Here is a 25,313-nt window from a genome sequence, read left to right on the forward strand (position 1 = left end):
TCGGCTGGCACGAATCTCCCTGCGCCACACCTGCTGGCGCGGGGAGGTTTGCGTATGCGGGAATTGTCACGACCGAAGGGGGTATCCGGCTGATATGACTGACATCGACCACAGGCCAGCCGACGTCCGTGAACAAGCTCAGCGACATGCCGAACAGGCGCGCGCGACGATGGGGGAGAAGCGCAGCGACGCCGACGGCGGGCTGAGCGGCTGGGTGGCCGGGCGTGCCGGCGAATGGGACCTCAGCGGCCAGGACGAAACCACTTTGCAGCGCCAGAAGTTCTTCTGGAACGTCTTGGTTGACTATTGGTTCCGCATGGAGATGGACGGCTGGGAGAACATCCCGCCGCCGCCGGCGCTGCTGGTGGGGATTCACTCGGGCGCGCCGTTCGTCTGGGACGCGTGGACCGTCGGTATCCAATGGTGGCGCCGCTTCGGGCAAGACCGCCCGCTGCACGGCACCGCCCACGACGCGTTGATGGCGATCCCGCTCATCGGGCGCTACTTCCGCTCGATGGGGGTGCTTCCGGCCGCCCCGGACGCGATCGCCACCGCGCTGGCCGAGGGGCGCGACGTGGCGTTGTGGCCGGGCGGCGAAGTGGATTCGCTGCGCCCGTGGACCGAGCGTGATCACGCCAACCTCGCGGGGCGCACAGGGTTCGTGAAGATGGCGATTCGCGCCGGCGTGCCGATCGTGCCGATCGCCACCGTCGGCGGTGCCGACGCGATGCCGGTGCTCATTCGCGGCGACCGGTTGTCGAAGGCGTTGCAACTTGACCGCCTGCTGCGGCTGAAAGTGTTCCCGCTGGCGGTCTCGCTGCCCTGGGGCATCGCGCCGGCGGCGCTTCCGCAGCTGCCGCTGCCGGCCAAGATCAGGACCCGGTTCATGCCCGTGGTCGAGCTGGACCGCGACCCCGCCCGCGCCGAGGACGACGACTACGTCGACCGCAAGTACCGCGAGGTGGAGGACAGCATTCAGGAGGGCATGGACGCCCTGGCGCGCAAGCGCGCACTGCCGCTCTTCGCGTGACCGGACACCCGAAAGTTCGTGCGGGACAGGGCATTTGGGTCAGGCTTGAGCGCCCGTCGGGATCGAGCCCATCGCCGCCGGTTCGTTGACGATCCATTCCGGATGCGGCGGTGTCACGGCCATGTAGCCCACACCGCGTACGGTGTCGACCATCGATTCGTATTCGGTTCCGAGCTTGGCGCGCAGTCGCCGCACGTGAACGTCGACCGTACGGACCCGGCCGTTGCAGTCGTATCCCCACACCTCGTGCAGCAACCGGGTGCGGCTGAACGCCCGGCCCGCATGCTGCACAAGGAAATTCAACAGTTTGAACTCCGTCAGCGTCAGACCGAGGTCCCTGCCCGCGAGCGACCCGGTGAAACTCGCCGGGTGCAGAGTGAGGTCGCCGAACCGCAGTATGCCGTCGACCGCGTTGCGCCGGCGTTTGACCGCCAGGCGTAGGCGCGCCTGCAACTCGTCCGCGCTACCCGCCGGCAGCATCACGTCATCGAAATTCCAGTCGACGTCGATGGTGACGACGTTTGCCGGGGTAACGACGGCCAGCACCGCGGTGCCCGGCGCGCTGGTGGTGAGGCGCCGGCAAGCGGTGCGAGCCGCGGTGAGGTTGGTACGCGCATCGATGATCGCGACGTCGGCCTTTTCGCACTGCCCGTCGATGTGATCGCCCAGCGGCGCGCGCCGCATGCTGTGTGCGAATGAACTCAGCGTCGGTAATACCGATTCGAAATCATCGGCATCGGTGAGTAGTAGTACGTCCAAAGACATCTCCAAAATTCATGACAGTTCTGTCATGGAACCCGTAGGCACCTCCCATGGAGATGTCCGCCAGCGCAGCGCTGAATACCCGCCTCAGGGCAGAACTATGCCACCTTAATTTCCCGGCCGGGCGGCAATGGTGAGCGCCCGGAGAAAGACGACGGGCCCGGCCCGTGAGGCCGGGCCGGACCCATCCGCGGAAACAAGCCGCTAGTTCTGGTTGGACTTCTGCCGTTCCTCGGCCACCTGCGCGCTGCCGCGCGCCGCCTCGGCCTCGGCCTCCTTCTTGGCCGCGTTGCGCTGCGCCTCGGCCTTGTCCTGCTGGGCCTGGCCCTCGCGGGTGAGGTCATCTCGACCCGATACGGCTCCGACGGCCTCCTTGACGCGTCCCTTGGCGTCCTCGACGACGCCCTTGACGGCTTCGGCAGGTCCGGATTTGTTGGTGTCCGCCATGAATGATTCCTCCTCAGTGGCGTACTTATTTGGGCGATTCACGCCCAATGCCGATCCACAAACGGTCGGCCCGGTCAGCGCGGGTCCAGTCCTTATTCTCAAGACCTCGATTTCGCCCGCAAGGATGCGGATTCCCCATGCCGCAGGATGCTCAAACATCGCTCGTGCGGGCAACCGAGCAGATAATGCACCCCGCCCATGCCGGATTGTGCTGCGATGAGGCAGGATGTGAAATGCCGTTCCGGGTGAGGTCGTCCGGGATGGCACTGTCATGCGAGGAGTGTGATGACGGACCCCGAGCCAACCAGCGCCAACGGTGTACCGATGGGCCGATCGAAGTATTCGAGAGTGTTGCTCAAGCTCGGTGGCGAGATGTTCGGCGGCGGGCAGGTGGGCCTGGATCCCGACGTCGTGGCACAGGTGGCCCGCCAGATCGCGGAGGTCGTTCGCGACGGGGTGCAGGTCGCCGTCGTGATCGGTGGCGGCAACTTCTTCCGCGGCGCGCAGCTTCAGCAGCGCGGCATGGAGCGCACCCGGTCGGACTACATGGGCATGCTCGGCACCGTGATGAATAGCCTTGCGCTGCAAGACTTCCTGGAGAAGGAAGGCATCGTGACCCGGGTCCAGACCGCGATCACGATGGGCCAGGTGGCCGAGCCGTACCTGCCGTTGCGCGCCGTGCGCCACCTGGAGAAGGGCAGGGTGGTGATCTTCGGCGCCGGCATGGGGCTGCCGTACTTCTCCACGGACACCACCGCCGCGCAGCGGGCGCTGGAGGTCGGCGCGGAAGTCGTCTTGATGGCCAAGGCGGTCGACGGGGTGTTCTCGGAGGACCCGCGGCAGAACCCGGACGCCGAGCTGCTCACCGCGATCAGCCACCGCGAGGTCATCGACCGCGGGCTGCGCGTGGCCGACGCCACTGCCTTCAGCCTGTGCATGGACAATGGCATGCCGATCCTGGTGTTCAACCTGCTGACCAGTGGCAATATCGCCCGGGCGGTCGCTGGTGAGAAGATCGGAACGCTGGTCACCACTTGAGGGGCGCAGAAATGAGGAGCGGCGCAGATGATTGACGAGGCTCTCTTCGACGCGGAAGAGAAAATGGAGAAGGCCGTATCCGTAGCTCGCGACGACTTGTCAACCATCCGAACCGGCCGCGCCAACCCGGGGATGTTCAACCGGATCGTCATCGACTACTACGGCACCAACACGCCGATCACGCAGCTGGCGAGCATCAACGTCCCCGAGGCCCGGCTCGTGGTCATCAAGCCCTACGAGGCCAATCAGCTGCACGCCATCGAGACCGCGATCCGCAACTCCGACCTCGGGGTCAACCCCACCAATGACGGCACCCTGATCCGGGTGGCCGTGCCGCAGCTCACCGAGGAGCGCCGCCGCGAGCTGGTCAAGCAGGCCAAGCACAAGGGGGAGGAAGCCCGGGTGTCGGTGCGCAACATCCGCCGCAAGGCGATGGAAGAGCTGCACCGCATCCGAAAGGACGGCGAGGCCGGCGAGGACGAGGTGGGCCGCGCCGAAAAGGATTTGGACAAGACCACCCATCAGTACGTCACCCAGATCGATGAGCTGGTCAAGCACAAAGAAGGCGAGCTGCTGGAGGTCTAGCGGCCGCTCAGCAACGAACCCCGTGTCATCCAACTACGCCGGCGCAGGCACCCCGCGCGACGAGCCGGTGCGTCGGACACACAACACCCTCCCGCAGGCGGCGAAGAAGACGTCCCGGGCCGGCCGCGACCTGCCCGCGGCGATCGCGGTGGGGCTGTTCACCGGTGGGCTCGTCGTCGGGACCCTCTTCTTCGCGCCGCGCTACTGGGTGGTGCTGTGCGCCGGGGCGATTCTGCTCTCCAGCCATGAGGTGGTGCGGCGGCTGCGCGAGGCCGGCTATGTCATTCCGGTCATTCCGCTCCTGGTTGGCGGCCAGGCCACCGTCTGGCTGACGTGGCCGTACGGCGCCCGGGGCGCGTTGGCCGGCTTCGGCGCCATGGTGGTGGTCTGCATGTTCTGGCGGCTGTTCATGCACGACAAGAGCAGGCCCCACGATCAGTCCGCGGGTCCGCCGTCGTCGCATTACCTTCGGGACGCGTCGGCCACGATCTTCCTGGCCGTCTGGGTGCCGCTGTTCGCCTCGTTCGCCGCGCTGCTGGTCTACCACCCGAAGGAAGGCGCGGGACGCGTGTTCTGCCTGATGGCGACCGTCGTCGCCTCCGACGTGGGCGGGTACGCCGTGGGGGTGCTGTTCGGGAAGCACCCGATGGTCCCGGCGATCAGCCCGAAGAAATCCTGGGAGGGGCTGGCCGGCTCGCTGGTCTGCGGCATTACCGCCGCGACCCTGTCCGTGACGTTCCTGGCCGGCAAAGCGTGGTGGATCGGCGCGCTGCTGGGCGTTCTCCTGGTGCTGACCTGCACCCTCGGCGACCTGGTGGAGTCGCAGGTCAAGCGCGACCTCGGCATCAAGGACATGGGCCGGCTGCTGCCCGGTCACGGCGGCCTGATGGATCGCCTCGACGGCGTGCTCCCGTCGGCCGCCGCGGCCTGGGCCGTGCTTACGTTGCTTCCCTAGGCGCTTTCCTGGGTGCTTCCCCAGGTTCCGGAGCCCGCGGCGTGGCCGATACTGGACAGATCATGGTCCAACAGCTGGTTTTCGACGAGCCCCGGCCGAGCAGGCCGCCACGGCACCTGGCCGACCTCGACGCGGCCGGCCGCGCGTCGGCGGTCGCGGAGCTGGGCTTGCCGGCGTTTCGGGCCAAGCAGCTCGCGCACCAGTACTACGGCCGCTTGCTCGCCGACCCGCGACAGATGACCGACCTGCCGGCGGCCGTGCGGGACCGGGTCGCCGAGACGATGTTCCCGAAGCTGCTCACCGCGGTCACCGAGGTCACCTGCGATGCCGGCCAGACACGAAAGACGTTGTGGCGGGCCATCGATGGCGCCACGATCGAGTCGGTTCTGATGCGCTATCCGCAGCGCAACACGCTATGCATTTCGTCGCAGGCCGGCTGCGGCATGGCGTGCCCGTTCTGCGCGACGGGTCAGGGCGGGCTGACGCGCAACCTGTCCACCGGCGAGATCCTCGAGCAGGTGCGTGCGGGCGCGGCGGCGCTGCGCGACGACTTCGGCGACCAGCGGCTGTCGAACGTCGTCTTCATGGGCATGGGTGAGCCGCTGGCGAACTACGCCAGGGTGCTGGCCGCGGTGCGGCGCATCGTCGAGGCGCCGCCGCACGGCTTCGGCATCTCGGCCCGATCGGTGACGGTGTCGACGGTGGGTCTGGTTCCCGCGATCCGCAAGCTCGCCGACGAGGGGCTGGGGGTCACGCTGGCGTTGTCGCTGCACGCGCCCGACGACGAGCTGCGCGACACGCTGGTGCCGGTCAACAACCGCTGGAAGATCGGCGAGGCCCTCGACGCGGCCCGGCACTACGCCGATGCCACCGGGCGGCGGGTATCGGTCGAGTACGCGCTGATCCGCGACGTCAACGACCAGCCCTGGCGAGCCGACCTGCTCGGCAAGCGGCTGCATCGGGCTCTTGGGCCGCTGGTGCACGTGAACCTCATTCCGCTCAACCCGACGCCGGGCAGCGATTGGGACGCCAGCCCGAAGGCCGTCGAGCGCGAGTTTGTCCGGCGGATCCGAGCGAAAGGAGTGTCATGCACCGTGCGAGACACCCGGGGCCGAGAGATCAGCGCCGCGTGCGGTCAGCTCGCCGCGCAGCCTGAACCGCGCTGACCCCTCGCGCGTCTTTAAGACATAAACCAGCAAATGAGGTGTGCCATGATTCGCCTGTTGTCCCCGCTCAGATTGTTTGCCGCAGCGGTTTTTGCCGCCGCATTGATATTCGGCCTGGCCGAGGCGCCGCACGCGAAGGCCGCCGACGAGCGCCTGCAGTTCAGCGCAACGACCCTCAGCGGTGCGCCGTTCAACGGCGCCAGCCTGCAGGGCAGGCCGGCGGTGCTGTGGTTCTGGACGCCGTGGTGTCCGTTCTGCAACGCCGAAGCTCCCGGCGTCGGCCAGGTGGCCGCCGCCAATCCCGGAGTCGCCTTCGTCGGCATCGCCGCCCACTCGGATGTCGGCGCGATGCAGAACTTCGTGTCCAAGTACAACTTGAACTTCCCCAATCTCAACGACGCCGACGGTGCGATCTGGGCCCGGTACAACGTGCCCTGGCAGCCGGCCTATGTGTTCTATCGGGCCGACGGCAGCTCGACATTCGTCAACAACCCGACGGCGGCCATGCCACAGGACGAGCTGGCGGGCCGCGTGGCCGCGCTGACGCACTGACCCGGTGAACCAGGGCCTCATTGGTCTGGCCTTCGCCGCCGGATTGGTTGCGGCCCTCAACCCGTGCGGGTTTGCGATGCTGCCCGCGTACCTACTTCTGGTGGTGCGCGGGCAGCGACCCGCTGCACGGTCGCTGGGGCCATGGCCGCCGATCGGCCGCGCAGTAGTGGCCACCGCCGGGATGGCGCTCGGCTTCGTGACGGTGTTCGGCGTGTTCGGGGCGCTGACCATATCGGCGGCCGCGACGGTGCAGCGCTACCTGCCCTACGGGACGGTCGTGATCGGCGTTGTGCTTGTCGCCCTTGGGGTTTGGCTGTTGTCCGGTCGGGAGTTGACGGCGCGCGCGATGGGCCCGCGGTGGGCGCCGAACGCGCGGCAGGGGTCGTGGCTGGTGGGCATGTACGGGTACGGCGTCAGCTATGCGATCGCCTCGCTGTCGTGCACCGTCGGTCCGTTCCTGGCGGTCACCGGCGCGGGCTTTCGGGGTGGATCGATCCTCAACGGTGTGGCGATCTATGTGGCCTACGTCGCGGGCCTCACCGCGGTGGTCGGCGTGCTCGCCGTCGCCGCGGCCATCGGCGGTTCGGCGTTGGCCGACCGGATTCGGCGAATCCTGCCGTTCGTCAACCGGATCGGTGGAGCTCTGCTGGTGGTGGTCGGTCTGTACGTGGCCTACTACGGCGTCTACGAGCTCCGGTTATTCAACGGCCGGGCGAATCCGCACGACGCGGTGATCGGCGCGGCCGGGCGCCTGCAGGGACTGCTGGCCGGCTGGGTGCACCAGCATGGCGGATGGCCCTGGGTCGCCGCGCTGTTCGTGCTGCTCGCCGGCGCGCTCGTCGGCGCCTGGTACCGGCGGGCGCGGCGCTGAAACCCTTTCCCGGCCCTACCTGATCCAGCCGCGCCGGCGGCCCCACAGATCGCGCACCAGAACGACGAGCGTCAGTGCGGCAAACCCGATCAGGTACCAGTTCTCGACGTGACCGACGTGGTTGCCGCGCAGCATCGCCAGCAGGAATAGGACCGCGAATATCCCGACGCCGTGCCAGGTGCGGTGGTTGATCCGGCTCCACCCCCACGCCGCCGACGGCACCTCGGCGGGGTCGACGCCGTTGAAGTGCTCCACCTCGGTACTGGCCACGGCGATTTTCCCTTTCGGATCGGATCGGTTTAACCGAGATTCTGGCATACGCGAGGACCCGCGGGCATCGGGGCGCGGGGCACAATGAATGGGTGACCGACCCGGCAACCGCCTCAGCGACCGACGGAAACGCCCAGGGCCGCCTGCGGGTGCTGGTGCTGGGCAGTACCGGCTCGATCGGCACCCAGGCGCTGGAAGTAATCGCCGCAAATCCGGAGCGCTTCGAGGTGGTGGGGCTGGCCGCCGGGGGCGCGAACGTGGACACGCTGCTGCGCCAGCGCGCCGAGACCGGGGTCACCAACATCGCGATCGCCGACGATCGCGCGGCCGAGCGTGCCGCCCAGGAAGTCGGGCACATCCCCTACAGCGGTCCCGACGCGGTCACCCGGCTGGTCGAGGAGACCGAGGCCGACGTCGTACTCAACGCGCTGGTCGGGGCCTTGGGCCTGCGGCCGACACTGGCCGCGCTGGCGTCGGGCGCGCGCCTGGCACTGGCCAACAAGGAATCGCTGGTCGCCGGCGGGCCCCTGGTCGTGCGGGCGGCCCGACCGGGTCAGATCGTGCCCGTCGACTCCGAGCACTCCGCGCTGGCCCAGTGCCTGCGCGGGGGCGACCCCGACGAGGTCGCCAAGCTGGTGCTCACCGCCTCCGGCGGACCCTTCCGCGGCTGGGCCGCCGCCGACCTCGAGGCCGTCACCACCGAGCAGGCCGGCGCCCACCCGACCTGGTCGATGGGCCCGATGAACACGCTGAACTCGGCGTCGCTGGTCAACAAGGGACTCGAACTCATCGAGACCCACCTGCTGTTCGGCATCCCCTACGACCGCATCGAGGTCGTGGTGCACCCCCAGTCGATCGTTCATTCGATGGTCACGTTCGTCGACGGCTCGACCATCGCCCAGGCCAGCCCCCCGGACATGAAGCTGCCGATTTCGCTGGCGTTGGGCTGGCCCCGACGAGTCGGCGGCGCCGCGCTCGCCTGCGATTTCACCACCGCTTCGACCTGGGAATTCGAGCCGCTGGACAGCGCCGTCTTCCCGGCCGTCGAGCTGGCCCGGCACGCCGGGACGACCGGCGGCTGCATGCCCGCCGTCTACAACGCGGCCAACGAAGAGGCCGCCGAGGCGTTTCTCGACGGCCGGATCGGCTTCCCCGCCATCGTGAGAACGATCGCCGACGTGCTACACGCCGCGGACCAATGGGCCCCCCACTTGGGCGAGGTACCCGCTACCGTGGATGACGTACTAGACGCGCAGCGCTGGGCACGTGAGCGAGCGCAGCGCGCAGTCAGAAAGGTCCTAGCAGCCCGATGATGTTCGCAATCGGCATTGCGCTGTTCGCGCTCGCCATCCTGATCTCGGTGGCCCTGCACGAATGCGGCCACATGTGGGTCGCGCGCGCCACCGGCATGAAGGTGCGCCGGTTTTTCGTCGGCTTCGGCCCCACCTTGTGGTCGACGCGGCGCGGCGAGACCCAGTACGGCGTCAAGGCCGCGCCGCTGGGCGGCTTCTGCGACATCGCCGGCATGACCCCGGTCGAGGATCTGGCGCCCGACGAGGCCGACCGCGCCATGTACAAGCAGGCGACCTGGAAGCGTGTCGCCGTGCTGTTCGCCGGCCCGGGCATGAACTTCGTCATCTGCCTCGTGCTGATCTACGGCATCGCACTGGTGTGGGGGCTGCCCAACCTGCACCCGCCCACCCGGGCCGTCGTCGGCGAAACCGCTTGTGTCGCACCGGAAACGGCGCCGGGCAAGATCGGCGCCTGCATCGGGCCCGGGCCGGCGGCGCTGGCCGGCATCCGCGCCGGCGACGTCGTCGTGAAGGTCGGGGACACCCCGGTGGCCAACTTCGAGGACATGGCCGCCGCGGTGCGCAAATTGCACGGCACCGTTCCGGTCGTCGTCGAGCGAGGTGGCACCACCATCACCACCTACGTCGACGTGACGCCCACCCAACGCTTCTTGACCAACGGGCAGGGCGGCCAACCCCAGGCCTCGACGGTGGGCGCGATCGGGGTGGGCGCCGTCAAGTCCGCGCCCGCGCACTACGGCGTGCTCTCCGCGATACCCGCCACCTTCACCTTCACCGGCGACCTCACCGCCGAGGTGGGTAAGGCGCTGCTCGCGATACCCACGAAAGTCGGTGCGCTGGTGCATGCCATCGGCGGCGGACAGCGTGACCCGCAGACACCGATGAGCGTCGTCGGCGCCAGCATCGTCGGCGGCGACACCGTCGACCACGGGCTGTGGGTGGCGTTCTGGTTCTTCCTGGCCCAGCTGAACCTCATCCTGGGCGCGATCAACCTGGTGCCGTTGCTGCCCTTCGACGGCGGCCACATCGCGATCGCGGTGTTCGAAAAGATCCGCAACAGCATCCGATCCGCCCGCGGCATGGTCGCGGCCGCGCCGGTGAACTATCTCAAGCTGATGCCCGCGACATACGTGGTCCTGGTGTTCGTGGTCGGCTACATGCTGCTGACGGTGACAGCCGATGTGGTCAACCCGATCCGGATCTTCCAGTAGTAGAGAGAAGGCATACACGTGACCGTTGGCCTGGGCATGCCGGACGCGCCGGCGCCCACGCTCGCCCCGCGCCGCAAGACGCGGCAACTGATGGTGGGCGACGTCGGGGTCGGCAGCGACAATCCGATTTCGGTGCAGTCGATGTGCACCACCAAGACCCATGACGTCAACACCACCCTGCAGCAGATCGCCGAGTTGACCGCGGCCGGCTGCGACATCGTCCGTGTGGCCTGCCCGCGGCAGGAGGATGCCGACGCGCTGGCCGAGATCGCCCGACACAGCCAGATCCCGGTGATCGCGGACATCCACTTCCAGCCGAAGTACATCTTCGCCGCCATCGACGCGGGCTGTGCCGCCGTGCGGGTAAACCCGGGCAACATCAAGGAATTCGACGGCCGGGTGGGCGAGGTCGCCAAGGCCGCCGGCGCGGCGGGCATTCCCATCCGCATCGGGGTCAACGCCGGCTCGCTGGACAAGCGGTTCATGGAGAAGTACGGCAAGGCCACGCCCGAGGCGCTGGTCGAGTCGGCGCTGTGGGAGGCCTCCCTGTTCGAGGAGCACGGCTTCGGCGACATCAAGATCAGCGTCAAGCACAACGACCCAGTCGTGATGGTCGCCGCGTACGAGCAGCTGGCCGCGCAGTGCGACTACCCGCTGCACCTCGGCGTCACCGAGGCCGGCCCCGCCTTCCAGGGCACCATCAAGTCCGCCGTCGCCTTCGGTGCGCTGCTGTCGCGGGGCATCGGCGACACCATCCGGGTATCGCTGTCGGCGCCGCCCGTGGAGGAAGTCAAGGTCGGCATCCAGATTCTCGAGTCGCTGAACCTGCGGCCGCGTTCGCTGGAGATCGTGTCGTGCCCATCGTGCGGGCGCGCGCAGGTCGACGTCTACACCCTGGCGAACGAAGTCACCGCCGGTTTGGACGGTCTCGACGTGCCGCTGCGGGTCGCCGTGATGGGCTGCGTCGTCAACGGGCCGGGGGAGGCCCGCGAAGCCGACCTCGGCGTCGCGTCGGGAAATGGCAAGGGCCAGATCTTCGTTCGCGGCGAAGTCATCAAGACCGTGCCCGAAGCGCAGATCGTCGAGACGCTGATCGAAGAGGCCATGCGGCTCGCGTCCGAGAACAACAGCGATCACGGACCGGACACAACCGCGAGCGGTTCGCCTATTGTGACCGTAAGCTGATAGGGGCCCTACCGGCCTTCGGTCCGCACCACAGAGAGTTCGCCAGATGTCGGCTCCGCCCATCTTTCGCCTCATCGGCGACCGGCGGGTGTCCGTGGTGCGTGACGCCGCCGCGGTGTGGCGGGTCTTCGAAGAGGACCCGGTCGGGTCGTGCATGGTCGCGGCGCGCGTGGCGGATCACGGCATCGACCCCAACTCGATCGGCGGCGAGCTGTGGACCCGCCGCGGCGTGGAGGAGTCGCTGTGCTTCGCCGGGGCCAACCTGATCCCGCTGCGCGGCGGGCCGGCCGATCTGGCCGCGTTCGCCGACGAGGCGATGAGCGGGACGCGGCGTTGTTCGTCCCTGGTCGGCAGGGCCGGCCTGGTGATGCCGATGTGGGAACGGCTCGAGTCGGCGTGGGGTCCCGCGCGCGATGTCCGCGACCACCAACCGCTGATGGCGTTGACGACGCACCCGAGCTGCGAGATCGACACCGAGGTACGTCAGGTCCGCCCGGAGGAACTGGACGCGTATCTGGTGGCCGCCGTCGACATGTTCATCGGCGAAGTGGGCGTCGACCCGCGGCTCGGTGACGGCGGTCGCGGCTACCGCCGCCGGGTGGCCAGCCTGATCGCGGCGGGACGCGCGTGGGCGCGCTTCGAGCACGGTGAGGTCGTGTTCAAGGCCGAAGTGGGATCGCAGTCCCCGGGCGTCGGCCAGATTCAGGGGGTATGGGTGCACCCCGAGTGGCGCGGCCTGGGGATCGGCACCGCCGGCACCGCAATGGTGGCCGCCGTGATCGTCGGCGGCGGGCGGATCGCCAGCCTCTACGTGAACAACTTCAACGCGGTGGCCCGTGCGGCCTACGCCCGGGTGGGCTTCGTCGAGGTCGGCACCTTCGCGACCGTGCTGCTGGACTAGCTGTATGCGAGCGTGCGGCTGGCCGCACGTTCGGCACCCAACGTGCGGCTGGCCGCACGTTCGGCATGGGGACCGGGCGCTCAGCACCACGTAACGGTTGGGTCTCGGTGTGTCGGCGCCGGTGTGGAGGCCCTCGCTTTAACATCTGTACCGATGGCAACAAAAACCACATTGACCCCATTGGTTTCTGGCGTGCTGCTCGTCGCGGTGATCGCCATGTCCGGGTGCACGCCGCGGCCCGACGGCCCGGGCCCGGCCGCCGAGAAGTTCTTCCACGCGCTGTCCATCGGGGACACCGCGTCGGCCGCCCAGCTCAGCGACAACCCCAACGAAGCCCGTGAAGCGTTGAACGCCGCGTGGGCCGGGCTGCAAGCAACACACCTCGACGCGCAGGTGCTGTCCTCGAAGTACGCCGAGGACACCGGCACGGTCGACTACCGGTTCAGCTGGCACCTGCCCAAGAACCGAATCTGGACGTATGACGGACAGCTGAAGATGGCTCGCGACGAGGGTCGCTGGGAGGTCCGCTGGGCCGCCAACGGGCTGCATCCCAAGCTGGGTGAGCATCAGACGTTCGCCTTGCGCGCCGACGCGCCGCGGCGCGCCTCGGTGAATGAACTCGGAGGCAGCGACGTGCTGGCGCCGGGCTACCTGTACCACTACACGCTGGACGCCACCCAGGCCGGGCCCGGCCTCATCGGGACGGCGCACGCGATCGTCGATGTGCTACGGCCCCTGAACGATTCGCTGACCGACCCGCAGTTGCTGGCCGAGCAAGCCAGCTCGGCGACCCAGCCGGTCGACCTGGTGACGCTGCAACCCGCCGACAACGACAAGATCTTCCCGCTGATCGGCAAGCTGCCGGGGATCGTGATCACGCCGCAGGCCGACATGCTGCCCACCGACCCGCATTTCGCACCCGCGGTCATCAGCCAGGTGAAGAAGGCCGTCATCGACCAGCTCAACGGTCAGGCGGGCTGGCGGGTGGTCAGCGTCAACCAGAACAACGTCGACGTCGCCGTGCTGCACGAGGTCGAGGGCACGCCGGCGCCGTCGGTGTCGATCACCCTGGACCGGGCGGTGCAGAACGCGGCCCAGCACGCGGTCGACACCCGCGGCGGCAAGGCGATGATGGTCGTGATCAAGCCGTCGACGGGGGAGATCCTCGCGATCGCGCAGAACGGCGCGGCCGACGCCGACGGCCTGATCGCCACCACCGGCCTGTTCCCGCCCGGATCGACATTCAAGATGGTCACCGCTGGAGCGGCCATCGAGCGCGACATGGCCACCCCCAACACGATGCTGGGCTGCCCCGGCCGCATCGACATCGGGCACCGCACCATCCCCAACTACGGCGGCTTCGACCTCGGCGTGGTGCCGATGTCACGAGCGTTCGCCAGTTCGTGCAACACCACATTTGCCGAGCTGAGCAGCAGGATGCCGCCCCGTGGCCTGACGCAGGCGGCCACCCGCTACGGGATCGGGCTCGACTACCAGGTGGACGGCATCACCACGGTCACCGGGTCGGTGCCGCCGACGGTGGACCTGGCCGAGCGCACCGAGGACGGGTTCGGCCAGGGCAAGGTGCTGGCCAGTCCGTTCGGCATGGCCCTGGTCGCGGCCACGGTCGCCGCCGGCAGGACGCCCGTGCCGCAGCTGATCGCCGGACGGCAGACGGCGGTCGACGGCGACAACACCCCGATCAGCCCGAAGATGGTCGACGCGCTGCGGCCCATGATGCGGCTGGTGGTGACCAACGGCACCGCCAAGGAGATCGCCGGCTGTTGCGGCGAGGTGTACGGGAAGACCGGTGAAGCCGAGTTTCCGGGCGGATCGCATTCCTGGTTCGCCGGCTACCGTGGCGATCTGGCGTTCGCCTCGCTGATCGTCGGGGGCGGCAGCTCCGAATACGCGGTCCGGATGACCAAGGTGATGTTCGAGTCACTGCCGCGGGACTTCCTCGCCTAACCCGATGGTGGCGACCCACTGCGCCCGGCTACGCCGCGCTTGCGATCGCAACCCGCGCCGGGTCCGCGCCGCCGCAACAGCGGTAAATTGCGAACATGACGGATACCGGCCCCGACATGGTCACGTTGCGTGTCTCCGACGCCGACCGCAACGGAACCATGCGGCGCCTGCACAACGCCGTCGCGCTCGGGCTGATCGACATCGGCGAGTTCGAACAGCGCTCGTCGCGGGTGTCCTACGCGCGCACCCGTCATGAGCTCGACGAGCTCGTTGGCGACCTGCCCGGGCCGGGTGCCATCGTCACCTCCGCGGCCGACCGGGTGGAGCTGCGGGGCTGGGCCGGTTCCCTGAAGCGGCACGGCGAATGGATGGTGCCCACCCGCCTGGCGCTGGTGCGCCGCCTGGGATCGATCGACCTCGATCTCACCCGGGCGCGGTTCGCCGGGCCGGTGGTGGTCATCGAACTCGACATGAAGTTCGGCTCCCTGGACCTGCGGCTACCCGACGGCGCCAGCGCCTCGATCGACGACGTCGAGGTCTACGTGGGCAGCGCCGCCGACCGGCGCAGGGACGCGCCGGCCGAGGGGTCGCCGCACGTGGTCCTGACCGGCCGGGTGACGTGCGGTTCGGTGATCATCCGCGGGCCGCGCCGTTCGCTGCTGCGGCGTCGCTAGCGAGCCGAATTCGCGAGTGTGCTTATTTGCAGGCGGCTCGTTGAACGCACCGCCGAATGAGCCTCGTTAAGCTGGCTGCATGCCCGCTCGCACCGCGCTTTCCCCCGGAGTGTTGTCCCCGACGCTGCCGGTGCCCAATCGCATCCCGCGTCCGGAATACGTCGGCAAGGCGACCGCCAAGGAGGGCACCGAGCCGTGGGTGCAAACGCCGGAGGTAATCGAGAAGATGCGCGTCGCCGGACGGATCGCGGCCGGCGCGCTCGCCGAGGCGGGTAAGGCGGTCGCGCCCGGGGTGACGACCGACGAGCTGGACCGCATCGCGCACGAGTACATGGTCGACAACGGTGCCTACCCATCGACTCTGGGCTACAAGGGATTCCCGAAGTCGTGCTGCACGTCGCTCAACGAGGTCATCTGCCACGGCATCCCCGACTCGACGGTGATCGCCGATGGCGACATCGTCAACATCGATGTCACCGCCTACATCGACGGTGTGCACGGCGACACCAACGCGACGTTCCTGGCCGGCGACGTCTCCGAGGAGCACCGGCTGCTCGTCGAGCGCACCAAGGAGGCGACGATGCGGGCGATCAACGCCGTCAAGCCGGGGCGTGCGCTGTCGGTCGTCGGCCGTGTCATCGAGGCCTACGCAAATCGGTTCGGGTACAACGTGGTTCGCGACTTCACCGGGCACGGCATCGGCACCACGTTTCACAACGGCCTGGTGGTGTTGCACTACGACCAGCCCTCGATCACGACGGAAATCCAGCAGGGCATGACGTTCACGATCGAACCGATGATCAACCTCGGCGGCCTGGACTACGAGATCTGGGACGACGGCTGGACGGTGGTCACCAAAGACCGCAAGTGGACCGCGCAGTTCGAGCACACTCTGCTGGTCACCGACACCGGCGCCGAAATCCTGACCCAGGTGTAAGGACCCGTTGAACGGCGCGCTGCTCGTCGCCGGCACCAGCTCCGACGCCGGGAAATCCATGGTGGTCGCGGGCCTGTGCCGGCTGCTGGCGCGCAAGGGGATCCGGGTCGCGCCGTTCAAGGCGCAGAACATGTCCAACAACTCGGTCGTCACGGCCGAGGGCGGCGAGATCGGCCGGGCCCAGGCGATCCAGGCGCGGGCGGCGGGGCTGGAGCCCAGCGTGCGGTTCAACCCGATCCTGCTCAAACCGGGCGGCGACCGCACGTCGCAGCTCGTGATCCGCGGGCAGGTGGCCGAATCCGTCAGCGCGGCCGGCTACATCGAACATCGCGACCGGCTCGCCGGCATCGTCGCCGACGAGTTGTCCTGCCTGCGTGACGAATTCGACGCGGTGATCTGCGAGGGCGCAGGCTCACCGGCCGAAATTAACCTGCGCGCAACGGATTTGGCCAACATGGGCCTGGCCAGGGCCGCGAACCTGCCGGTGGTCCTGGTCGGCGACATCGACCGCGGCGGCCTGCTGGCCCATCTGTTCGGCACGGTCGCCGTGCTCGAACCCGACGACCAGGCGCTGATCGCGGGGTTCATCGTCAACAAATTCCGCGGCGACCCGGCGTTGCTGGAACCCGGGCTGCGGCAGCTGCTCGCCCTGACCGGCCGCCCGACCTACGGGGTGCTGCCCTACACCGACGAGCTCTGGCTGGACGCCGAGGACTCGCTGTCGGTGGTCGCCCATCGCGTCGTCGGCACGCCGGCGCCGCCCCACGGCAGCCAGTGGCTGCGGGTGGCCGCGGTCCGGCTGCCCAGGATCTCCAATTCCACCGACGTCGAGGCGCTGGCGTGCGAGCCCGGCGTGCTGGTGCGCTGGGTCACCGACCCGGCCGACCTGGTGGACACCGACCTGATCGTGCTGCCTGGCAGCAAGGCCACCGTCGCCGACCTGACCTGGCTGCGCGATCGGGGCCTGGCCGCCGCGATCACCCGCCACGCCGGGGCCGGCAAGCCGGTGCTGGGCATCTGCGGCGGCTCGCAGATGCTGTGCCGGCGCATCGAGGACACGGTGGAATCCGGCGCCGGGGAGGTTGCCGGCCTGGGGCTGTTGGACGCCGACATCGCGTTCGACCGGACCAAGACGCTGCGCCGCTGGCAGCGGCCGCTGGCCGGGTACGAGATCCATCACGGGCGGCTGTCGCGGTGCGACGAGGACACCTGGTTCGATGCGGACTCCCAACCACAGGGCATCGTGCGCGGCGCGGTGTTCGGCACGCACTGGCACGGGCTGCTCGACAACGACGACTTCCGGCGCGCGTGGTTGACCCGCGTCGCCGACGCCGCCGGTCGCGGCGGATTCGTGGGTTGCCCCGACACCGACGTCACCGCACGCCGCGATGCCCAATTGGATGTGATCGCCGGGCTGGTCGCGTCCCACCTCGACGTCGATGCCGTCCTCGGCCTGCTCGACGGGCCCCCGCCGCGGCGACCGCACATCGCAAGCGCGCTGCGGCCGTAGCGCCGCACAAGCCTCGCGCACACCGGCCGCTTCCCTGTAGCGTGCGGGAGTGCCCTCGATGATGACCACACTCGACGGGTTTCCCGTTCCTGTTGGCGTAGCCGGTCCCGATAAGGGCGTCGTCGTCGTCATACTCGGCGACGCACAGCGGACGCCCGCCGCGTATGACGCCGTGTGCGAGCGTCTGCACACCGCTTCGCTGCGCACGGTCGTCGTCGGCCTCGATCCGCGGCTGACGCCCAAGTCGGTGGTCGGAATCCTCGACGCGCTGGGCATCGGTTGGGCCGTGGTGGTCGGCGACCGTGCGGGTGCCGACCTGGCGTGGGAACTCGCGGCGACCAAGTTGGGCCGGTTCACCGGCCTGGTCGTCATCGACCGCGGGCATCCGCGGGTGCCCGACCCCAGCGGGGTCATTCGCGACGAACACTGCCCGCCGGTGGAGATCGGCACCACCGTTCTGGTCAGCTCCCCGGGCGGGCGGTCGGTGGCCCGCAACAGCCAGCGCTTTGTGTATGCCGAATACCGCACGGTGGATCTGCTCGGGCGGCGCAACGCGCAGGAGTCGACCGCGCAGTTGGCCGCCGAGATCGTGTTGCGCGCCAGCACCTGGTAGCCGGTCCGGATTCGCGCATGTTGTCCGTGGCCGCGCTGGACCAGCTGGTCGGGATCGATGAGGTGGACACGGTCATCGTGGCCTTCACCGATATGCAGGGCCGGCTCGTCGGCAAGCGGATCGCGGCCCGGCTCTTCCTCGACGAGGTTGCCGCCCACGGCGCCGAGTGCTGCAGCTACCTGCTCGCCGTGGATGTCGAAATGAACACCGTGCCCGGTTACGCGATGTCGAGCTGGGAGACCGGATACGGCGACATGGTGATGATGCCCGACCTGACCACGCTGCGACTGGTGCCCTGGCTGCCCGCCACGGCGCTGGTCCTCGCGGACCTGTGCTGGGCCGACGGCAGCGCGGTCGCCGCCTCGCCCCGCGCCGTGCTGCGCCGTCAGCTGGACCGGCTGGGTAAGCGCGGACTGGTCGCCGATGTCGCGACCGAGCTGGAGTTCATCGTGTTCGACCAGTCCTATCGCGAGGCCTGGGCCGGCGGCTACCGCGGGCTGACCCCGGCCAGCGATTACAACATCGACTACGCGATATTGGCGTCGTCGCGGATGGAGCCGCTGCTGCACGACATTCGGTCGGGCATGCAGGGGGCGGGCCTGCGGTTCGAGGCCGTCAAGGGCGAATGCAACAGGGGGCAGCAGGAGATCGGCTTCCGTTACGACGAGGCGCTGGTGACCTGTGACAACCACGCCGTCTACAAGAACGGCGCCAAGGAAATCGCCGACCAGCATTCCCAGAGCCTGACGTTTATGGCGAAATACGATGAGCGCGAAGGCAATAGCTGTCACATCCATCTTTCGCTGCGAGCCGAGGACGGGCCTGAAAAAGGTAAAGCGGTGTTCGCCGACGACTCCGGGCCGCACGGCATGTCGTCGACGTTTCGCAGTTTCGTCGCCGGCCAGTTGGCCACGCTGCGCGAACTCACGTTGTTCTTCGCCCCGAACATCAACTCCTACAAGCGATTTGCCGACGGCAGTTTCGCGCCCACCGCGCTGGCGTGGGGGCTGGACAACCGCACCTGCGCGCTGCGGGTCGTCGGCCACGGCCGCAACATCCGGGTCGAATGCCGGGTCGCGGGCGGCGACGTCAACCAATACCTCGCGGTGGCGGCGCTCATCGCCGGTGGCCTGTCCGGCATCGAGCGAGGCCTGGAGCTACCCGATCCGTGCGCGGGCAACGCCTACGAGGACCCCGACGCGCACCGGCTGCCCGCCACGCTGGCCGAGGCCGCCGCGTTGTTCGAAGCCTCGGCGCTGGCGCGCGAGGCGTTCGGCGACGACGTGGTGACGCACTACCTCAACAACGCGCGCGTGGAGGTGGCGGCGTTCAACGCGGCGGTCACCGACTGGGAGAGGGTGCGCGGTTTTGAACGCCTCTAGACGACCCAGACGACCGGTGGTGGGTCTGACCACCTATCTGGAGCGGGTGCAGGCGGGTATCTGGGATGTCCCGGCCGGCTATTTGCCCGCTGACTACTTCCAAGGCGTCATCGATGCCGGTGGGGTCGCCGCGTTGCTGCCGCCGCAGCCGGCCGACGCCGATGCCGTAAGCGCGGCGCTGGACAGCCTGGACGCCTTGGTGATCACCGGCGGTTACGATCTCGACCCCGCCGCCTATGGACAGCCGCCGCATCCGACCACCGACCAGCCGCGCACCGTGCGCGACGCGTGGGAGCTCGCGCTGTTGCGGGGCGCGCTGGACCGAGCGCTCCCGGTGCTCGGCATCTGCCGCGGCGCGCAGGTGCTCAACGTCGCGTTCGGCGGCACGCTGCACCAGCACCTGCCCGACGTGCTCGGCCACGATGGGCATCGGGCCGGCAACGCCGTGTTCACCACGCTGCCGGTGCGGACGGTGCCGGGGACGCGGCTGGCCGCGCTGATGGGGGAGTCCACCGACGCGTCGTGCTATCACCATCAAGCCATCGACAAGGTGGGTCATCCCCTGGTGGTCAGCGCGTGGGACGCCGACGGCGTCGTCGAGGGGTTGGAGCTGCCCGGCGACCACTTCGTCCTCGCGGTGCAGTGGCATCCGGAGCAGACCCTGAGTGACCTGCGGCTGTTCAAGGCGGTCGTCGACGCCGCGCGGTCCTATGCGGACGGCCGATGACTCAACTGATCAACCCCGCCACCGAGGAAGTGCTGCGCTCGGTGCAGCACGCCGATGCCGCCGCGGTCGACGACGCGGTGGGCCGGGCGCGGGCGGCCCAACGCCGCTGGGCGCGGTTGCCGCCGGCCGAACGTGCGGCCGGGCTGCGCGCCTTCGCCGCGGTGGTCGACGCCCATCTCGACGAGCTGGCTGCGCTCGAGGTCGCCAACTCGGGTCACCCCATCGCGTCGGCCGAATGGGAAGCGGCCCACGTCCGCGACGTGTTGACGTACTATGCCGCCAGCCCGGAACGGTTGTCCGGCAAGCAGATTCCCGTGGCCGGCGGCCTCGATGTCACCTTCAACGAACCGCTGGGCGTCGTCGGGGTGATCACGCCGTGGAACTTCCCGATGATGATCGCGTCCTGGGGCTTCGCGCCGGCCTTGGCCGCGGGCAACGCCGTGCTGGTCAAACCGGCCGAGTGGACGCCGCTGACCACGATCCGGCTCGGCGAGCTGGCGCTCGAAGCCGGGTTGGACAAGGACCTGCTGCAGGTGCTGCCGGGGAAGGGCGCGGTGGTTGGGGAGCGCTTCGTCACCCACCCCGACATTCGCAAGATCGTGTTCACCGGGTCCACCGAGGTCGGCAAGAAGGTGATGGCCGCCGCGGCCAGCCACGTCAAGCGGGTGACCCTGGAACTCGGTGGGAAAAGCGCGAACATCGTCTTCGCCGACTGCGACCTGGAGCGCGCCGCGGCGACCGCACCGGCCGGGGTGTTCGACAACGCCGGTCAGGATTGCTGTGCCCGCAGCCGGATCCTGGTGCAGCGCAGCGTTTATGACCGCTTCATGGAGTTGCTCGAGCCCGCGGTGCAAGGGGTGGTGGTCGGTGACCCCACGTCCCGCGACACCGAGATGGGCCCGCTGGTATCGGCGGCGCACCGCGACAAGGTCGCCTCCTATGTGCCCGACGACGCCCCCGTCGCGTTTCGTGGCAGCGCCCCCACCGGGCGCGGATTCTGGTTTCCGCCAACGGTTCTGACCCCGCAGCGCACCGACCGCAGCGTCACCGACGAGATCTTCGGCCCGGTCGTCACCGTGCTGCCCTTCGACGACGAGCACGACGCCGTCACGCTGGCCAACGATACGGCGTACGGCCTGTCGGGATCGATCTGGAGCGACGACCTGTCCCGCGCGCTGCGGGTATCGCGCGGGGTCGAATCCGGCAACCTGTCGGTGAATTCGCACTCGTCGGTGCGCTACAACACCCCATTCGGGGGATTCAAGCAGTCGGGGCTGGGGCGTGAGCTCGGCCCGGACGCGCCGCTGCACTTCACCGAAACCAAGAACGTGTTCATCGCGATCAAGGAGGAGAGCTGATGGACCTGACCCGACGGCTCGCGGGCCGGGTGGCGGTGGTCACGGGGGGCGGCGGCGGCATCGGCCTGGCCGCGGCGCGCCGGATGCACGCCGAGGGCGCGACCATCGTCGTGGGCGACCTCGACCGGGACGCCGGCGCCGCGGCCGCCGAGGAGGTTTCGGGTTTGTTTGTGGCCGTTGACGTTTCCGACGAGGACGCCGTCAACGCGCTGTTCGACACCGCGGCGGCAACCTACGGCTCGGTCGACATCGCATTCAACAACGCCGGCATCTCGCCGCCCGAGGACGACCTGATCGAGAACACCGAGCTGCTGGCGTGGCAGCGAGTCCAAGACGTCAACCTCAAATCGGTGTACCTGTGCTGCCGGGCGGCGTTGCGCCACATGGTGCCCGCGGGCAGCGGTTCGATCATCAACACCGCGTCGTTCGTCGCGGTGCTCGGCTCGGCGACTTCGCAGATCTCCTATACCGCCTCCAAGGGCGGGGTGCTGGCGATGTCGCGGGAGCTGGGCGTGCAGTTCGCCCGGCAGGGCATCCGCGTCAACGCGCTGTGCCCGGGACCGGTCAACACCCCGCTGCTCGCCGAGCTTTTCGCCAAGGACCCCGAGCGCGCCGCGCGCCGGCTGGTGCACGTGCCGCTGGGCCGCTTCGCCGAACCCGACGAAATCGCTTCCGCGGTCGCGTTTTTGGCCAGCGACGACGCGTCCTTCATCACCGCGTCGACGTTCTTGGTCGACGGCGGCATCAGCTCCGCCTACGTCACGCCGCTCTAGGCGGGATCGATGAGCTCGTTGAAATCGGCCACGGAACCAATGCCCTCGACATAGCCGAACGACCCTTTCTCCAGCACCTCGCGCGCGGCTCGAAGGACGGCGCTCAACCCGGCGCGGCAGAACGAGGTGCCGATGCTCACCCGGCGCACGCCGAAGTCCTTGAGCTGGGCGAGGGTGAATCGGTTCCGCCCGAAGCCGGCCACGTAGTTCAACGGTTTCGTGACGCTGCTGCACGCCGCGCGGAGCGCCGATTCGTCGGGCAGGCCCGGCGCGTACAGCACGTCGGCGCCGGCGGCCTCGAATGCCCGCAGCCTCGACAGGGTGTCGTCGACGTCGGGACGGCCCCGGATGAAGTTCTCCGAGCGAGCGGTCAACGTGAAGGGATAGGGCAGCGCGCGGGCGGCCTCCGCGGCGGCCTGTATTCGTTCGATCGCCAGTTCGCGGGCGAAGATGGGCTCGTCGGGGTCGTATGTCGCGTCTTCGATGGACGCCCCGGCCAGGCCGATCTCACCCGCCAGCCGGATCGTCTCCGCCACCGTCTCGGGCGATTCCCCGAAGCCGTTCTCCAGATCCGCGGTCACGGGCAGGGGCGTCGCGTCGACGATCGTGCGCACGTGTTCGAGCGTCTCGTCCCGGCTGACCGCGCCGTCGCCGTCGCGCCGGCCCAACGAGAACGCGAGGCCGGCACTGGTCGTCGCCAGCGCGTGGAATCCGAGATTGGCGAACAAGCGAGCGGTGCCGATGTCCCAGGGATTCGGGAGCACGAGCACCTCGTCGCCGGTGTGCAGTTGCCGGAACCGTTCGCCGCGATCGGTGCTATCCATACCTACGGTCTAGCACTGGCCTCCGACAGCTAGCCGGTTGTGAAGGTGATCAGCGGAATGGCCGTTTCGGCCTGTGTCGCGCCGCCGTGAAAACCGATGAGGCGAGCCGTCTCCACCGGCTCGTGCCCGGTGGCCAGCACCGCGGTATTGCCGGTGCAGACGACGACGACGTCGCCGATTCGTGCCAGGTGTGCCGGATTGACCGGGCCGTACATGCCCGTCGCCACCGCCTCCTCGCGGCTGTAGACCTTGGCCCAGCCGTCGAGCACTTCGCTCCAGGTGGACCGCACGCCGTCCGCAGCGCCGGGCTCGGTGTGCAGGTAGCGCACCCGCGGCTCGCCGGCGACCACCCGCACCCCCTCGGCCAGGCGCGGGTCGGTGTCGAGGTCGACGCGCGCTTCCGGCGGGACGTTGAGGCCGCCGTGGTCGGCGGTCACCAGCAGCGCCGCGTCGGGGGGCAGCGTCTCGACCAGGCGGGTCAGCAGCGCATCGACACGCGCCGCCGCTTCGTGCCATTGTGGCGAGCCGATGCCGAACACATGGGCCGCGGTGTCCAGATGGGCGGTATAGCCGTAGACCAGCCCGGGCGCGGCCGCCAGCTCGTCGCCCAGCCTTAGGGCGTAGTCGTCGGAGGGCTGTGTGGGCCGGAAGTCGGCCCCGCCATACGCGGCGTCGGTCAGGCCGCTGCCGATAAAAGCCGCCGGCAGCACGGCGCGCGCGCTGATGCCGGAGCGCTGCAGCCGCGCGAACCAGGTGGGCAGCGGCTGCCAGACGTCGTGCGGCGGGTCGTCGCGCCACACGATGTGGGTGAGCACCCGGTCGGTGCCGGGCACGTTGAGCGTGAAACCGAGGATGCCGTGCTGTCCCGGCTGGGCCCCGGTGCCCAGCGACACCAGGCTGCTCGGGGTGGTCGACGGGAAGGTGCAGGCGAGCTCGCTGAGACGCCCCGTGTGGCCGGCGACCACCGAGGCGAGCAGCGGTGCGCTGCATGCCAACTCGGGCAGCAGGTGCCAGCCCAGGCCGTCGACCAGCACCACCGCGACGCGATCGACCGGGCCAACGGGTTCGGTGAGACCCAGGGCGTCGACCGCGCCCGGGGCGCCGAGCAGTGCGGCCGCGGCGGGCAGCACATCGCAGATCGAACCGGGCACGCTTGAGCCCATTTCCCTATGCCCACTTCTCGTCGAGGCGGCCATAGCGCCAGACCAGCACGGCGCCGGCCCACGTGAGCGCGAACATGCCGACGACGACGAAGCCGACGGTGTTGAGGTCGAGGCCGCCCAGCCATTCCCAGAACGGGCCCCGCCATCCCAGCTGGCCCGCGAACAGACCGAGCAGTTCGATGCTGCCGATCAGCAGCGCGACCGCGACCGACAGCCCGGTGACCGTGATGTTGTAGTAGATCTTGCGCGCCGGTCGCGAAAAGGCCCAGCCGTAGGCGAAGTTCATGAACGAGCCGTCGAGGGTGTCCAGCAGGCACATGCCGGCGGTGAACAACACCGGCAGGCACAAGATGGCGTACCAGGGCAGTCCGGCCGCCGCGCTGGTGCCCGCCAGCACCAGCAGCGCGATCTCGGTGGCGGTGTCGAACCCGAGGCCAAACAACAATCCGACCGGGTACATGTGCGAGGACTTCGTGATGGACTTGGCGAAGCGGCCCAGTAGCCGGTTGAGCAGCCCGCGGTTCTCCAAGTGCCGTTCGAGTTCCGCCGCGCCCGTTTCGGGGTCGCAGTCTCCGCGGCGCAACCGAGCGAACACCCGCACGATGCCGACCAACACGATGACGTTGAGGATCGCGATCAAATACAGGAACACGCCCGAAACGCCGGCGCCGATCAGCCCGGTGTAGTGGTGCAGCGTCGAGGAATCATCCTCGACGGGCCCGGCGACGGCCTTCACGCCGGTTGCCAACAGCAACGCCAGCACGAACACCACCGTGGAGTGCCCCAGCGAGAAGAAGAACCCGACGGCAAGGGGGCGCCGTCCGTCGCTCATCAGCTTGCGGGTGGTGTTGTCGATCGCGGCAATGTGGTCGGCATCGAAGGCGTGCCGCATGCCAAGGGTGTAGGCCGTGATCCCGACGCCGATGCCAAAAGCTTTGCTGCCCAAGCTGAGTCGCGCCGGGTCAACGATGAAGACCAGGGTGGCCCAGCCCACCAGGTGCAGGGCCACGATCACCGCGAGCATAGACCCCAGTCGCCACCACTCCGCGGGTGACAGGGCGCTGCGCACGCTAGACCAGCGCGACATGTCGTCCTTTC

26 protein-coding genes are annotated in these 25,313 nt (G+C 68.9%); 20 read left to right on the plus strand and 6 right to left on the minus strand.

Annotation, left to right across the window (positions count from 1 at the left end):
• Nucleotides 1-94: 94 nt before the first annotated feature.
• Nucleotides 95-1,030, plus strand: coding sequence for a lysophospholipid acyltransferase family protein (locus A5736_RS02905; protein WP_076244435.1), 936 nt, complete (start codon nt 95-97; stop codon nt 1,028-1,030).
• Between the two features lie 39 nt (nt 1,031-1,069).
• Here A5736_RS02905 and A5736_RS02910 read toward each other — a convergent pair whose 3' ends face one another.
• Together A5736_RS02910 and A5736_RS02915 are read right to left on the minus strand one after the other, a co-directional pair.
• Entirely contained in the window at nt 1,070-1,795 is a 726-nt protein-coding gene (locus tag A5736_RS02910) for a winged helix-turn-helix domain-containing protein (protein ID WP_076244436.1), read from the minus strand.
• A gap of 201 nt (nt 1,796-1,996) precedes the next feature.
• Nucleotides 1,997-2,239 carry a CsbD family protein gene (locus A5736_RS02915; protein ID WP_139333097.1) on the minus strand — a complete coding sequence of 81 codons (243 nt, stop codon included), beginning with the start codon at nt 2,237-2,239 and terminating at the stop codon, nt 1,997-1,999.
• Between the two features lie 285 nt (nt 2,240-2,524).
• Between A5736_RS02915 and pyrH the strand changes: the two genes are divergently transcribed.
• The 6 genes from pyrH (at nt 2,525) to A5736_RS02945 (ending at nt 7,406) form a co-directional block, all read left to right on the plus strand.
• Complete coding sequence (gene pyrH, locus A5736_RS02920) at nt 2,525-3,277, plus strand: UMP kinase (protein ID WP_076063525.1); 753 nt, start codon at nt 2,525-2,527, stop codon at nt 3,275-3,277.
• A gap of 27 nt (nt 3,278-3,304) precedes the next feature.
• Nucleotides 3,305-3,862: a ribosome recycling factor gene (frr, locus tag A5736_RS02925; RefSeq protein WP_076063527.1), complete on the plus strand. Its 558-nt coding sequence runs from the start codon at nt 3,305-3,307 to the stop codon at nt 3,860-3,862.
• A gap of 22 nt (nt 3,863-3,884) precedes the next feature.
• Complete coding sequence (locus A5736_RS02930) at nt 3,885-4,817, plus strand: phosphatidate cytidylyltransferase (RefSeq protein ID WP_076244437.1); 933 nt, start codon at nt 3,885-3,887, stop codon at nt 4,815-4,817.
• A 62-nt stretch (nt 4,818-4,879) separates the two neighbouring features.
• Nucleotides 4,880-5,983, plus strand: a complete 1,104-nt coding sequence (gene rlmN, locus A5736_RS02935; RefSeq protein ID WP_076121946.1) for a 23S rRNA (adenine(2503)-C(2))-methyltransferase RlmN — start codon at nt 4,880-4,882, stop codon at nt 5,981-5,983.
• Between the two features lie 45 nt (nt 5,984-6,028).
• Nucleotides 6,029-6,535, plus strand: coding sequence for a protein disulfide oxidoreductase (locus tag A5736_RS02940; RefSeq protein WP_139333098.1), 507 nt, complete (start codon nt 6,029-6,031; stop codon nt 6,533-6,535).
• A 4-nt stretch (nt 6,536-6,539) separates the two neighbouring features.
• Complete coding sequence (locus tag A5736_RS02945) at nt 6,540-7,406, plus strand: cytochrome c biogenesis CcdA family protein (protein WP_076244438.1); 867 nt, start codon at nt 6,540-6,542, stop codon at nt 7,404-7,406.
• Between the two features lie 15 nt (nt 7,407-7,421).
• Here the strand turns inward: A5736_RS02945 and A5736_RS02950 are convergent, their stop codons facing one another.
• Nucleotides 7,422-7,676 (minus strand): DUF2631 domain-containing protein, encoded by a 255-nt coding sequence (locus A5736_RS02950; RefSeq protein ID WP_076121953.1) that lies wholly within the window; start codon nt 7,674-7,676, stop codon nt 7,422-7,424.
• Between the two features lie 92 nt (nt 7,677-7,768).
• Between A5736_RS02950 and dxr the strand changes: the two genes are divergently transcribed.
• The 13 genes from dxr (at nt 7,769) to A5736_RS03015 (ending at nt 22,228) form a co-directional block, all read left to right on the plus strand.
• On the plus strand, nt 7,769-8,989 hold the full coding sequence (dxr, locus tag A5736_RS02955; RefSeq protein WP_076244440.1) for a 1-deoxy-D-xylulose-5-phosphate reductoisomerase: 1,221 nt from the start codon (nt 7,769-7,771) through the stop codon (nt 8,987-8,989).
• Entirely contained in the window at nt 8,986-10,200 is a 1,215-nt protein-coding gene (locus A5736_RS02960; protein ID WP_076244441.1) for an RIP metalloprotease, read from the plus strand. Before dxr ends, A5736_RS02960 begins: the two co-directional genes overlap by 4 nt.
• Before the next feature lie 18 nt (nt 10,201-10,218).
• On the plus strand, nt 10,219-11,385 hold the full coding sequence (ispG, locus tag A5736_RS02965; protein WP_076063538.1) for a flavodoxin-dependent (E)-4-hydroxy-3-methylbut-2-enyl-diphosphate synthase: 1,167 nt from the start codon (nt 10,219-10,221) through the stop codon (nt 11,383-11,385).
• Between the two features lie 46 nt (nt 11,386-11,431).
• Nucleotides 11,432-12,286 carry a GNAT family N-acetyltransferase gene (locus tag A5736_RS02970; RefSeq protein WP_076244443.1) on the plus strand — a complete coding sequence of 285 codons (855 nt, stop codon included), beginning with the start codon at nt 11,432-11,434 and terminating at the stop codon, nt 12,284-12,286.
• A 153-nt stretch (nt 12,287-12,439) separates the two neighbouring features.
• On the plus strand, nt 12,440-14,254 hold the full coding sequence (locus A5736_RS02975) for a penicillin-binding transpeptidase domain-containing protein (protein WP_076244444.1): 1,815 nt from the start codon (nt 12,440-12,442) through the stop codon (nt 14,252-14,254).
• 95 nt (nt 14,255-14,349) lie between these two features.
• Nucleotides 14,350-14,928 (plus strand): DUF1707 domain-containing protein, encoded by a 579-nt coding sequence (locus A5736_RS02980; protein WP_076121964.1) that lies wholly within the window; start codon nt 14,350-14,352, stop codon nt 14,926-14,928.
• Between the two features lie 79 nt (nt 14,929-15,007).
• Nucleotides 15,008-15,865, plus strand: coding sequence for a type I methionyl aminopeptidase (gene map / locus A5736_RS02985; protein WP_076063546.1), 858 nt, complete (start codon nt 15,008-15,010; stop codon nt 15,863-15,865).
• Between the two features lie 7 nt (nt 15,866-15,872).
• The gene (locus tag A5736_RS02990; RefSeq protein WP_076244446.1) at nt 15,873-17,375 is read left to right on the plus strand and encodes a cobyric acid synthase; all 1,503 of its coding nucleotides are present in this window, start codon (nt 15,873-15,875) and stop codon (nt 17,373-17,375) included.
• 58 nt (nt 17,376-17,433) lie between these two features.
• On the plus strand, nt 17,434-17,988 hold the full coding sequence (locus tag A5736_RS02995; RefSeq protein ID WP_076244447.1) for an alpha/beta hydrolase: 555 nt from the start codon (nt 17,434-17,436) through the stop codon (nt 17,986-17,988).
• A gap of 17 nt (nt 17,989-18,005) precedes the next feature.
• Nucleotides 18,006-19,370: a glutamine synthetase family protein gene (locus A5736_RS03000; RefSeq protein WP_076244449.1), complete on the plus strand. Its 1,365-nt coding sequence runs from the start codon at nt 18,006-18,008 to the stop codon at nt 19,368-19,370.
• A gap of 16 nt (nt 19,371-19,386) precedes the next feature.
• The gene (locus A5736_RS03005; RefSeq protein WP_175611168.1) at nt 19,387-20,097 is read left to right on the plus strand and encodes a gamma-glutamyl-gamma-aminobutyrate hydrolase family protein; all 711 of its coding nucleotides are present in this window, start codon (nt 19,387-19,389) and stop codon (nt 20,095-20,097) included.
• Nucleotides 20,094-21,455, plus strand: coding sequence for an aldehyde dehydrogenase (locus A5736_RS03010; protein WP_076244451.1), 1,362 nt, complete (start codon nt 20,094-20,096; stop codon nt 21,453-21,455). The genes A5736_RS03005 and A5736_RS03010 overlap by 4 nt, the downstream gene beginning before the upstream one ends.
• Entirely contained in the window at nt 21,452-22,228 is a 777-nt protein-coding gene (locus tag A5736_RS03015) for a 3-oxoacyl-ACP reductase (RefSeq protein WP_175611169.1), read from the plus strand. The genes A5736_RS03010 and A5736_RS03015 overlap by 4 nt, the downstream gene beginning before the upstream one ends.
• Here A5736_RS03015 and A5736_RS03020 read toward each other — a convergent pair.
• The 3 genes from A5736_RS03020 to A5736_RS03030 are packed head-to-tail and all read right to left on the minus strand — an operon-like array spanning nt 22,225 to nt 25,302.
• Complete coding sequence (locus tag A5736_RS03020; RefSeq protein ID WP_076244455.1) at nt 22,225-23,052, minus strand: isocitrate lyase/phosphoenolpyruvate mutase family protein; 828 nt, start codon at nt 23,050-23,052, stop codon at nt 22,225-22,227. The two genes, A5736_RS03015 and A5736_RS03020, sit on opposite strands and share 4 nt — an antisense overlap.
• A gap of 29 nt (nt 23,053-23,081) precedes the next feature.
• On the minus strand, nt 23,082-24,203 hold the full coding sequence (locus tag A5736_RS03025; protein ID WP_076244472.1) for an alkaline phosphatase family protein: 1,122 nt from the start codon (nt 24,201-24,203) through the stop codon (nt 23,082-23,084).
• A gap of 16 nt (nt 24,204-24,219) precedes the next feature.
• Nucleotides 24,220-25,302: a HoxN/HupN/NixA family nickel/cobalt transporter gene (locus tag A5736_RS03030; RefSeq protein ID WP_076244470.1), complete on the minus strand. Its 1,083-nt coding sequence runs from the start codon at nt 25,300-25,302 to the stop codon at nt 24,220-24,222.
• Between the last annotated feature and the right edge of the window lie 11 nt (nt 25,303-25,313).

It is taken from the genome of Mycobacterium sp. SP-6446, assembly GCF_001954045.1.
Taxonomy (GTDB): domain Bacteria; phylum Actinomycetota; class Actinomycetes; order Mycobacteriales; family Mycobacteriaceae; genus Mycobacterium.

Bases quoted from the DNA above. Each gene is read 5' to 3' on its own strand.
- A5736_RS02970 (WP_076244443.1), top strand. From the start codon at position 11,432: ATGTCGGCTCCGCCCATCTTTCGCCTCATCGGCGACCGGCGGGTGTCC.
- A5736_RS02940 (WP_139333098.1), top strand. From the start codon at position 6,029: ATGATTCGCCTGTTGTCCCCGCTCAGATTGTTTGCCGCAGCGGTTTTT.
- map (WP_076063546.1), top strand. From the start codon at position 15,008: ATGCCCGCTCGCACCGCGCTTTCCCCCGGAGTGTTGTCCCCGACGCTG.
- A5736_RS03000 (WP_076244449.1), top strand. From the start codon at position 18,006: ATGTTGTCCGTGGCCGCGCTGGACCAGCTGGTCGGGATCGATGAGGTG.
- A5736_RS03030 (WP_076244470.1), bottom strand. From the start codon at position 25,302: ATGTCGCGCTGGTCTAGCGTGCGCAGCGCCCTGTCACCCGCGGAGTGG.
- A5736_RS02915 (WP_139333097.1), bottom strand. From the start codon at position 2,239: ATGGCGGACACCAACAAATCCGGACCTGCCGAAGCCGTCAAGGGCGTC.
- A5736_RS02905 (WP_076244435.1), top strand. From the start codon at position 95: ATGACTGACATCGACCACAGGCCAGCCGACGTCCGTGAACAAGCTCAG.
- pyrH (WP_076063525.1), top strand. From the start codon at position 2,525: ATGACGGACCCCGAGCCAACCAGCGCCAACGGTGTACCGATGGGCCGA.
- frr (WP_076063527.1), top strand. From the start codon at position 3,305: ATGATTGACGAGGCTCTCTTCGACGCGGAAGAGAAAATGGAGAAGGCC.
- A5736_RS02910 (WP_076244436.1), bottom strand. From the start codon at position 1,795: ATGTCTTTGGACGTACTACTACTCACCGATGCCGATGATTTCGAATCG.
- A5736_RS02960 (WP_076244441.1), top strand. From the start codon at position 8,986: ATGATGTTCGCAATCGGCATTGCGCTGTTCGCGCTCGCCATCCTGATC.
- rlmN (WP_076121946.1), top strand. From the start codon at position 4,880: ATGGTCCAACAGCTGGTTTTCGACGAGCCCCGGCCGAGCAGGCCGCCA.
- A5736_RS02995 (WP_076244447.1), top strand. From the start codon at position 17,434: ATGATGACCACACTCGACGGGTTTCCCGTTCCTGTTGGCGTAGCCGGT.
- A5736_RS02975 (WP_076244444.1), top strand. From the start codon at position 12,440: ATGGCAACAAAAACCACATTGACCCCATTGGTTTCTGGCGTGCTGCTC.
- A5736_RS03010 (WP_076244451.1), top strand. From the start codon at position 20,094: ATGACTCAACTGATCAACCCCGCCACCGAGGAAGTGCTGCGCTCGGTG.
- A5736_RS03020 (WP_076244455.1), bottom strand. From the start codon at position 23,052: ATGGATAGCACCGATCGCGGCGAACGGTTCCGGCAACTGCACACCGGC.
- A5736_RS02980 (WP_076121964.1), top strand. From the start codon at position 14,350: ATGACGGATACCGGCCCCGACATGGTCACGTTGCGTGTCTCCGACGCC.